Below are 1,160 nucleotides of genomic sequence, written 5' to 3' on the forward strand. Positions count from 1 at the left end.
AAAAAGTGGTGAGCCAAGTGAATCTCAAAAAGATTATATTGGAAATATAAGTAAGCATACTGGTCTAGTAAATATATCTTTTGTTCAAGGACATAATGATTATAATTTAAGTAGAGCTCAAAGGAAAATGTTAGTTTAAATTAAAAAAGATATCAGTAAGAGTAATATTGCAGGTTTTAAATTAACGGTTGCTATTGATGGTAAATTGGATGTGTCAAGCAATAATAAATACGGTTCTTTCTATATAATTGAGGCGTTTAAATAAATGACCAGAGCAAATGATGTAATTAAATATGTAGAAAAAAGAGTCAATCAAACAACTAGGGATGTTAATGACATTGAAGATCTTATAAATGAAGATTTTATTGAAAGCATTGAAGATGTAATGCATGATAATAATGAGAATAAATATATTGATTACATGTCTATTTTGGACTTTAATGCATCATCAATTGCAATGATATATATGTTTCAGTTGTATAAAAAAGTTAATAAAGTTTTCTACACATTTGAACGTTTTTTTTATCATAAGAATTTAAACTATATATTGGGTTATTATGATAACTATAAAAGACACAAATGCTTTTTTAACCTTGCTGAGCAAGGCGAAATTTTATTAATGGATTTCGCTTGTGACGATTTTAGAGTTGGACATCTTTGCTACGATAAAATCATTGAAAGTATTCAATCGGGAAAAATGGCAAAATCCCTTCCAATGTATACCCGTCCTCAAAAATTAGGCGTGTTAGCCATTGAAATGCTGGCAAGCGAGAAAAACCAAACAATAGATTGGGAAAGCGCCGGAATTCCTATTGACCCATTCTATCAACGTTTCTGCCAAGAAGCATTGTATAATGAAAATCACGATGTTGTCGCTCAATGGCTTATTACTTTATGTGACAAGCATATCGAATGGTCTGCATTATTTGCAGATAATGAGAATGAACAAAGCTCAACAGGCTATGAAATAGACATGGAAATTTTATTAGCGTGGCCGTTTGAATACCAAGCCGTAAAAAATTTCCGTGCTCGCCATGGGTTGACAACACCCATTATTGATCATCCACTATTAAAAACACCAATGGCGATTGATCACCGCCCAGATATGGTGGGCTGGAAGCAGAATATGCCATCAATTTATTATCAAATAATTGATGACC

1 protein-coding gene is annotated in these 1,160 nt (G+C 32.1%); it reads left to right on the forward strand.

Translation table 11 applies throughout. From position 1 onward, the window contains the following. Positions 1-265: 265 nt before the first annotated feature. Positions 266-1,160: hypothetical protein (locus PR675_RS20870; RefSeq protein WP_272582987.1), on the forward strand; the 895-nt coding region annotated here is incomplete at its 3' end.

Origin of the sequence: Providencia sp. PROV261 (assembly GCF_028477945.1) — a bacterium.
Taxonomy (GTDB): Bacteria; Pseudomonadota; Gammaproteobacteria; order Enterobacterales; family Enterobacteriaceae; genus Providencia; species Providencia stuartii.